Genomic DNA, 8437 nt, shown 5'->3' with positions numbered 1-8437 from the left:
TGGAGGGGGTGAGTCGCGGAGGCGGAGGCGTTGTTCGCGCCACTCCTCGACCGACGGCCAGCCGTCCGCGGACGAACGGGCCAGGTCGCGCCGCCCTCGCGACCGGGTGGTGTCCGGTTGGTCTGGCCAGGCGCCCCTGGGTTGGAAGTGGGGCGCCTGTGGCCGGTCCGTGTCACTCATGGGGCGCTCGATCAGACGTCACCCGGCTTCGGAGTGGACTTCGAGCCGCGGCCGGAGGGAGCGGCGGCCGGTGCCGGCACGGCGGCGGGGGCTTCGGCTGGGACGTCGAGGCGGGGGCCCACGCCCAGCTTGTCCTTGATCTTCTTCTCGATCTCGTTGGCCATGTCGGGGTGGTTGCGCAGGAAGTTACGCGCGTTTTCCTTGCCCTGACCGAGCTGTTCGCCCTCGTACGTGTACCAGGCGCCGGACTTGCGGACGAAGCCGTGCTCCACGCCCATGTCGATGAGGCCGCCCTCACGGGAGATGCCCACGCCGTAGAGGATGTCGAAGTCAGCGACGCGGAAGGGCGGCGCCATCTTGTTCTTGACGACCTTCACCCTGGTCCGGTTGCCGACCGCCTCCGTGCCATCCTTGAGCGTCTCGATGCGGCGAATGTCCAGCCTGACCGAAGCGTAGAACTTGAGCGCCTTGCCACCGGTCGTCGTTTCGGGGCTGTTGTGAACCATGACGCCGTCGACCAAGTAGTTATGGGTTCCCTCGATTTCGAGGTCGAACTTCTTCATCGAGCGAGTCTTCGGCTTGATGTGGATGTCAAGGATCCTGGATGGCACAAGCCGAGGCTCGGGGTCGACGAACTCCGGCTCGACCGCGAACTGGCCGCAGAAACGAGGCAGGAGCTTGTAAGCCATCGAAGGATGGATGTGAGGCGCAACCAGCTTCTGGAACTTCGCTGACGACTCCGTGTCGAACTGCATCACTGCCACGCACCTGGCACCGCGATGCTGGAGCTTCACATTGAAGCCGTGGGTGTCGCGCAGGTAGTCGCGCAAACGCTCTTGAGAGCCTTGGCTCATCGCCTCAACGCAGATCTCGACACGCCCGGATCCTCCTTCGGTGCGCTGCTGCAGGCCCTTCGAACGGAGAGCGAACGAACCGTCGTCCATGTACCACACCGCCAGAGCCAGCGGCGTCAGCGCCTTGAGGTAATCCCAGGTGATGTGCTTCTTACCGTCACCGAGGTAAACCACCTGGCGCAGCTCATCCAGCTCAGGAAGAGGGGTGAAGTCGGCGAAGACCGCCCCCTTGGTGTTTGTGGTTCGGCTGTGGGCGATGTTGCCGAGCATCGAGCACTTCCAGGACAGATAGTCCTCCTGCTTGACACCATGTCCCATGCGGAAGCGGACGCCGGTGCGGCCACGGCGGTTGGGCGACAAGTTACCGTCACCCATCAGCGATCCCAGGATGACCTGCCACTGCTGATCGCTCAGGCGGTGAGTCTCAGTAAGCATGACGCGGTCACCCACGATCAGCTCACCGGCGTCAAGCCAGCCGCCTGGAGTGCGGATCTGGTGATTTTCCGTCGCAGCGAACTGCGCCTTGCCATTTGCACCCGACTTGGCCACGGTGAACTGCAGGAATCGCTCTGCATTGCCGTTGTCGAACCAGTTCGTGATGCGGCGGGGGACGAGCTTGTTGGTCTCCGGGTCGTAGGAGAGCACCTCGACATCCATTTTCTGGTTGACGATCTTGCCGATCTTCTCCTGCGTGCCATCAGCGAGTGTGACGCGCGTGCCGTACGACATGCAGCCGAACATCACGCCTATCTTCTCGCGGAGCTGGTTGATGAAGATGGCGGTGGTGCTGGTGCTGCTGAGGGCGCCGGCGATCTTGCGCAGGGCCTGGGACATGAGGCGGGCCTGGAGGCCGACGTGGCTGTCGCCCATCTCGCCCTCGATCTCGGCCTTGGGCACCAGCGCGGCCACCGAGTCGATGACGATGATGTCGACGGCGCCCGACCTGATCAGCATGTCGGCGATCTCGAGCGCCTGCTCGCCCGTGTCGGGCTGGGAGACCAGCAGGGCGTCGGTGTCCACGCCCAGCTTCTTGGCGTATTCGGGGTCCAGGGCGTGCTCGGCGTCGATGAACGCCGCGATGCCTCCGGCCCGCTGGGCGTTGGCCACCGCGTGGAGGGCGAGAGTGGTCTTACCTGAGGATTCCGGGCCGTAGATCTCGACGATGCGGCCACGGGGCAGACCACCGATGCCGAGGCCGACGTCGAGGGAGATCGACCCCGTGGGGATCACTTCGATGGGGGCTCGGGCGTCATCGCCCAGGCGCATGACTGAGCCCTTGCCGAACTGCCGCTCGATCTGGGCGAGGGCGGTCTCAAGGGCCTTCTCGCGGTCGTTGATAGCCATGGGAACTCCCCTGGAGGGTCGTGGTCCGATCAGTCGAGTGAAAAGCTACGGCCTGCCACCGACATTTTCTGTGACAGTCGGGGAAGTCGTGGCGGGGCGTGGTGCCATCGTAGCCGAACGGCTGTTCGATCACAGAAGGAACACGCGGGTGGCCGTCAATCGCCCCTTGTTGTTCCGTGGCGGATACAACCGGGTCGACCGGAAAGGACAGGAATCTCCCCCTGCTCACGGCGCGCGGCGGCGGGTGATGTTCGCCGCACTGCCATGTTGTCAGGCGGGGTGAGCTGGGGAGACTCACTGCGAGGGGCGACGGTTGGAGGCGGCGACGTGGCGAGCGGCTACACCGGGGAACGGCGCGCGCTGCTGACCGCGCTGGCCGAGTTGCTGCCCACCCAGGGCCTGGTCAGCCGCATGGTGGGCGGCGACGACCCGGTGTTGTGGGTGTGGCACCCGAGTACGGGCCGCCAGACGATCGTCTTCGCCACCCCGTCGAACCGCGGATGGTTGTTCCTGTGGTCGTCCGGGGGCCAGGGCGGTGCGGACGACCTGGAACGCACGGCCGGCGCGCTACGCCAGAGCCTGGACCCGGCACAGCCTGGCTGATCGGCACAACCGGGGCGATCGGCGCGGACGGCATGATCAGCGCAGCCGGGGTGAGACGTCCTCCACCTGGCAGACGGCGCGCCAGACGGTCTTGGCGCTCTCGCCGTCGGCCAGCGCCTGCATGACCGTGCGCCCGCCGAGCGGGGCCAGGACGTAGTCGCGGGCCCACGATTCGGCGTAGGTCTCGCCGAAATGAGTGTTCATCCGTCTCCAGAACTCCGTTAGCCGCATGCACCAAGTATCGAATCACCCGGGGTGTGGGTAAGACATCCTCATGCCAAAGACCCCCAAGTCTTCGCCCCCGAAGACGGCCCAGACCAAGGCCAACAGAGCCAGACGCCGCCGGCTGCAGCTCGCGTTACGAGTCGCCGTACAGAAGGAGAAGGCCGAGCGATCGGAGCGGCACGCGGGCATCAGGCGGGAACCACGTGCGGGCAGGCCGCGTACGCGACGGGCGTCGCGGCGTTAGGTCACAGCACGCGGGAGCCGTACATCTCACCGAGATGGTCGGCGAGCAGCTCCAGCCGGGCGCCGTCGGGGTCCTTGAAGTAGATGGAGGCGCCGCTTTCTATCTGGTGCGGCACGCCGGCCATCTCCAGCTTTCCGCGCAGCCGCTCCCAGGTGGCCGGGTCGACGGAGATCGCGACATGGTGCAGCCCGCCCAGCACTTCCTGGTACGGCCCCAGGTCGAGCCCGGGGAAGTCGAAGAACGCGAGCAGGTTTCCGTTGCCGATGTCGAAGAAGAAGTGGCTCGAACCCTTGTAGTCGCGGTTTTCGATGATCTCCGTGAGCGGGAACTCCAGGAGTTCCTGGTAGAACTTGATGGTCCGCTCCACATCGGACGAGATCAGGGCCATGTGATGCAGGCCGCGGGCGCTGCTCGACGGTCGGTGCGGTAAGACATAGCGCTGCCTGAGCTCCGCACGGCGGACTTCGACGGCCGCGTAATCAATGGTCACGGTCGCTGTATGTCCGCGCGGGCCCCGGCTCAATCACGCGCCGCGGCGCGAATGCGTTTTCTGTCGGTGGCGCGAGGCAGTATGTGCGGGTGAGCTCGCTAGACCACTTCAGCCAGATGACCAGGCAATGGTTCGAAGGCGCCTTCCAGGCGCCCACGGCCGCCCAGGAGGGCGCCTGGGAGTCGATCGCGCGCGGTGACAACACCCTGGTCGTCGCCCCTACGGGGTCGGGCAAGACGCTGGCGGCGTTCCTGTGGTCGCTCGACCGGCTGGCCGCCGAGCCGGCCGGGCCGCCCAAGGGGACGCGGGTCCTCTACGTGTCGCCGCTCAAGGCGCTGGCCGTTGACGTGGAGCGCAACCTGCGCGCGCCGCTGGCCGGGCTCAGGCAGACGGCGCGGCGGCTCGGGCTCGCGGTGCCGGAGATCTCGGTGGCGATCCGCTCGGGCGACACGCCCGCCGCTGACCGCCGCCGGTTCGCGGCCAGGCCGGCCGACATCCTGATCACGACGCCTGAGTCGCTGTTCCTGCTGCTCACCAGCCAGGCGCGGGAGGCGTTGCGCGACGTCGAGACGGTGATCGTGGACGAGGTGCACGCGGTGGCGGCCACCAAGCGCGGCGCCCATCTGGCGCTCAGCCTGGAGCGGCTGGACGCGCTGCTCGACAAGCCGGCGCAGCGGGTGGGGCTGTCGGCGACGGTGCGGCCGGTTAGCGAGGTGGCGACGTTCCTGGGCGGCGCGCGGCCGGCCACGGTGGTGCAGCCGCCGTCGGAGAAGCGGATCGAGGTCGAGGTCGTCGTTCCCGTCGAGGACATGACGGAGATGGAGGGCGGGCCGCCCGACGGCGAGGAGCCGGCGAACCGGTCGATCTGGCCACATGTCGAGGACCGGCTGTTCGACCTCATCGGGGCGCACAGCTCGACCATCGTGTTCGCCAACTCGCGCCGGCTGGCCGAGCGGCTGTGCACGCGGCTCAACGAGCTCGCCTACGAGCGTGCGGGCGGCACGGAGACCGTCGACCTGTCGATCTGGGAGACGGGGCCGCCCCGGCGGACGCCGGCCGAGATGATGGCGCAGGCGGGGACCGGCAAGGGCGCCCCCGTGGAGGTCGTGCGCGCGCACCACGGCTCGGTCTCCAAGGAGGAGCGGGCGCAGATCGAGGAGGCGCTGAAGTCGGGCCGGCTGCCTGCCGTGGTCGCCACCTCCAGCCTGGAGCTGGGCATCGACATGGGCGCGGTGGACCTGGTCGCGTGCGTGGAGGCGCCGCCGAGCGTGGCCAGCGGGCTGCAGCGCATCGGCCGGGCCGGTCACCAGGTCGGCGCGGTGTCCAAGGGCGTCATCTTCCCCAAATACCGGGGCGACCTGGTGCAGACGGCCGTGGTGGCGGAGCGGATGAAGAGCGGCCAGATCGAGGAGCTGCGCTATCCGCGTAATCCGCTCGACGTGCTGGCCCAGCAGATCGTCGCCATGACCTCGGTGGACGAGTGGACGGTCGACGAGCTGGAGTCCGTGGTCAGGCGGGCGGCCCCCTACGCCACGCTGCCGCGTAGCGCGCTGGAGGCCACGCTCGACATGCTGGCCGGGCGCTACCCGAGCGAGGAGTTCGCCGAGCTGCGGCCGCGCGTCGTGTGGGACCGCGTCACGGGCACGCTGCACGGGCGTCCTGGCGCGCAGCGACTCGCGGTGACCAACGGCGGCACCATCCCCGATCGTGGCCTGTTCGGCGTGTTCCTGGTGGGCGAGCGGGCGTCCAGGGTGGGCGAGCTGGACGAGGAGATGGTCTACGAGTCGCGTGTCGGCGACGTGTTCGTGCTGGGGGCGACGTCGTGGCGGATCGAGGACATCACGGCCGACCGGGTGCTGGTCTCGCCCGCGCCCGGCCAGCCGGGCAAGCTGCCGTTCTGGCACGGCGACGCCCCGGGGCGGCCGGCCGAGCTGGGCAAGGCGATCGGGCGGTTCCTGCGTGAGCAGGCCAAGCAGGGCTCGACCGAGCGGATGCGGGCGGCCGGGCTGGACGAATACGCCGCGGGCAACCTGCTGGCCTACCTCGACGAGCAGCGGGCCGCCACCGGCTACGTTCCCGACGACCGCACGCTTCTCGTCGAGCGTTTCCACGACGAGCTCGGTGACTGGCGCGTGGTCATCCACTCACCGTACGGCGCGCGGGTGCACGCCCCGTGGGCGCTGGCGATCAACCGGCGGCTGCGCGAGCGCTACGGCGTCGACGTGCAAGCCGTCCACTCCGACGACGGCATCGTGCTGCGCATCCCCGACACGCTGGCCGAGCCGCCGACCGACGTGGCCGCGTTCGACCCGGAGGAGATCGAGCAGATCGTCACCGAGGAGCTGGGCGGGTCGGCCATGTTCGCCTCCAGATTCAGGGAGTGCGCGGGCCGGGCGCTGCTGCTGCCGCGCCGCACGCCGGGCCGCCGCAGCCCGCTGTGGCAGCAGCGGCAGCGGGCCGCGAGCCTGCTGGGGGTGGCCTCGCAGTACGCCTCGTTCCCGATCGTGCTGGAGACGATGCGCGAGTGCCTGCAGGACGTCTTCGACGTGCCTGGGCTCGTCAGCCTCATGCGTGACCTGGCCGCGCGCCGGGTGCGGCTGGTGGAGGTGGAGACGTCGCAGGCGTCGCCGTTCGCGGCCGCGCTGCTGTTCCACTACGTCGGCGCGTTCATGTACGAAGGCGACGCGCCGCTGGCCGAGCGGCGGGCGCAGGCCCTGGCCCTGGACACCTCGCTGCTGGCCGAGCTGCTGGGCCAGGCGGACCTGCGCGAGCTGCTCGATCCCGACGTGATCTCCGACAGCGAGCAGGAGCTGGCCAGGCTGGACCGGCCGCTGCGCGACCTGGAGGACCTCGCCGACCTGCTGCGTTCGCACGGCCCGCTGCTCGCGCCCGACGTGAGTGTGCGCGGCGGCGATCCTGGCTGGCTGGCGGAGCTGGAGCGGGCGCGCCGGGCGATCCGGGTGCGGATCGCGGGCGAGGAGCAGTGGGTGGCGATCGAGGACGCGGCGCGCGTACGCGACGCGCTCGGCACGCCGCTGCCCGTGGGGTTGCCGCACGTGTTCCTGGAGCCGGTGGCCGATCCGCTGGCCGACCTGGTGGCGCGGCATGCCCGCATTCGGGGGCCGTTCCACGCGGGCACCGCCGCCGCCAGGTTCGGGCTCGGCGTGGCCGTGGTGACCGACGCGTTGCGGCGGCTGGCCGCGTCCGGGCGGGTGGTCAGCGGTGAGTTCCGGCCGGGTGGGCGAGGCGAGGAGTGGTGCGACGCCGGGGTGCTGCGGATGTTGCGCCGCAGGTCGCTGGCCCGGCTGCGCAAGGAGGTCGAGCCGGTCGCCCCAGAGACGCTGGCGCTGTTCCTGCCCGCCTGGCACGGCATCACCGTGTCCGGCGGTGGCGGCGGGCCGGTCGGCTCGGCGGCGCGGGCCATGGACTCGCTGGTTCGTTCCATCGAGCAGCTCCAGGGGGCCGCCGTGCCCGCGTCGGCGCTGGAGACGCTGGTGCTGCCCTCCCGGGTGCCCGGCTACCATCCGGCGCTGCTCGACGAGCTGACCTCGTCGGGTGAGGTGATGTGGGCCGGGCAGGGCTCGCTGCCCGGCGGCGACGGGTGGGTGTCGCTCTACTTCGCCGACACCGCGCCGTTGCTGCTGCCCGAGCCCGCCGAGATCACCATGACCCCCGTGCACGAGCGGGTGCTGGAGTTGCTGGGCGGCGGTGGCGCGCTGTTCTTCCGCGGGCTCTCCGACCAGCTCGGTTCGCTCGACGACGCGACCCTGGTGTCGGCGCTGTGGGACCTGGTGTGGTCGGGGCGGGTGTCCGGGGACACGCTGGCGCCGCTGCGGGCCACGCTCGGCACCGGGCGTCCTGCGCATCGGCCGCCCACGACGCGGCGACGGCGGGCGGTGTTGCCGAGCAGGAGCGGGCCGCCGACCGTGGCGGGGCGGTGGTGGCTGCTGCCCCCGCCGGCCGCCGAGGCGACCCAGCGGGCTCAGGCCCAGGCCGAGGTGTTGCTGGAACGGCACGGGGTGGTGACGCGGGGCGCGGTGACGTCGGAACGGCTTCCTGGGGGATTTACGCCCATATATCAGGTTTTGCGGGCGTACGAGGAGAGCGGCCGGTGCCGCCGGGGCTACTTCGTCGAGGGCCTCGGGGGCGCGCAGTTCGCGCTGCCGGGAGCGGTGGACCGGATGCGCGCCATGGCCCCGAGCATCGCGCCGACCACCCGTCCCGAAGGCCTGGCCGACCCCGGCGCCCCTGACCTCGCCCCCTTCGGCCAACCACCCGACACGGGTACCGGACCGGACCTTGGGGACGGCTTGCCGAAGGACGCGGGGTTCGGTCACGGCCCCCAGGCTGACCTGCCGGGTGATGCGGAGTTCGGTCACGGCCCCCAGGCTGACCTGCCGGGTGATGCGGAGTTCGGTCACGGCCCCGAGGGTGACCTGCGGGGTGAGTCCGGTCGCGGGCCCGGGAGCGTCGGGCCGAGTGGCGCGGGGTTCGGGG

6 protein-coding genes are annotated in these 8437 nt (G+C 70.1%); 2 read left to right on the top strand and 4 right to left on the bottom strand.

Annotation, left to right across the window (positions count from 1 at the left end; all coding sequences use genetic code 11):
• Positions 1 to 180, bottom strand: a 180-nt coding sequence (locus tag ITP53_RS56680) for a hypothetical protein (protein ID WP_207757625.1), incomplete at its 3' end; no start/stop codon positions are given.
• Positions 181 to 191: 11 nt separating this feature from the next.
• A complete protein-coding gene (gene recA, locus ITP53_RS61565) occupies positions 192 to 2378 on the bottom strand; it encodes an intein-containing recombinase RecA (protein ID WP_195902852.1) in 2187 nt (728 codons plus the stop codon).
• A gap of 327 nt (positions 2379 to 2705) precedes the next feature.
• On the opposite strand from recA, the gene ITP53_RS51725 reads away from it, so the two are divergent.
• Entirely contained in the window at positions 2706 to 2981 is a 276-nt protein-coding gene (locus ITP53_RS51725) for a hypothetical protein (RefSeq protein WP_195902851.1), read from the top strand.
• Positions 2982 to 3017: 36 nt separating this feature from the next.
• Here the strand turns inward: ITP53_RS51725 and ITP53_RS51720 are convergent, their stop codons facing one another.
• The gene (locus ITP53_RS51720; RefSeq protein WP_195902850.1) at positions 3018 to 3212 is read right to left on the bottom strand and encodes a DUF3046 domain-containing protein; all 195 of its coding nucleotides are present in this window, start codon (positions 3210 to 3212) and stop codon (positions 3018 to 3020) included.
• Between the two features lie 239 nt (positions 3213 to 3451).
• The gene (locus ITP53_RS51715; RefSeq protein ID WP_195902849.1) at positions 3452 to 3940 is read right to left on the bottom strand and encodes a VOC family protein; all 489 of its coding nucleotides are present in this window, start codon (positions 3938 to 3940) and stop codon (positions 3452 to 3454) included.
• Positions 3941 to 4056: 116 nt separating this feature from the next.
• On the opposite strand from ITP53_RS51715, the gene ITP53_RS51710 reads away from it, so the two are divergent.
• Positions 4057 to 8437: ATP-dependent helicase (locus ITP53_RS51710; protein WP_236052129.1), on the top strand; the 4381-nt coding region annotated here is incomplete at its 3' end.

The sequence above is a fragment of the Nonomuraea cypriaca genome (assembly GCF_015645445.1).
In the GTDB taxonomy this organism is placed as follows: domain Bacteria; phylum Actinomycetota; class Actinomycetes; order Streptosporangiales; family Streptosporangiaceae; genus Nonomuraea; species Nonomuraea cypriaca.
The sequence above is the reverse complement of the archived record's forward strand: the minus strand, read 5'-3'. Positions and strand labels throughout refer to the sequence as shown.

Bases quoted from the DNA above. Each gene is read 5' to 3' on its own strand.
- recA (WP_195902852.1), bottom strand. From the start codon at position 2,378: ATGGCTATCAACGACCGCGAGAAGGCCCTTGAGACCGCCCTCGCCCAG.
- ITP53_RS51720 (WP_195902850.1), bottom strand. From the start codon at position 3,212: ATGCGGCTAACGGAGTTCTGGAGACGGATGAACACTCATTTCGGCGAG.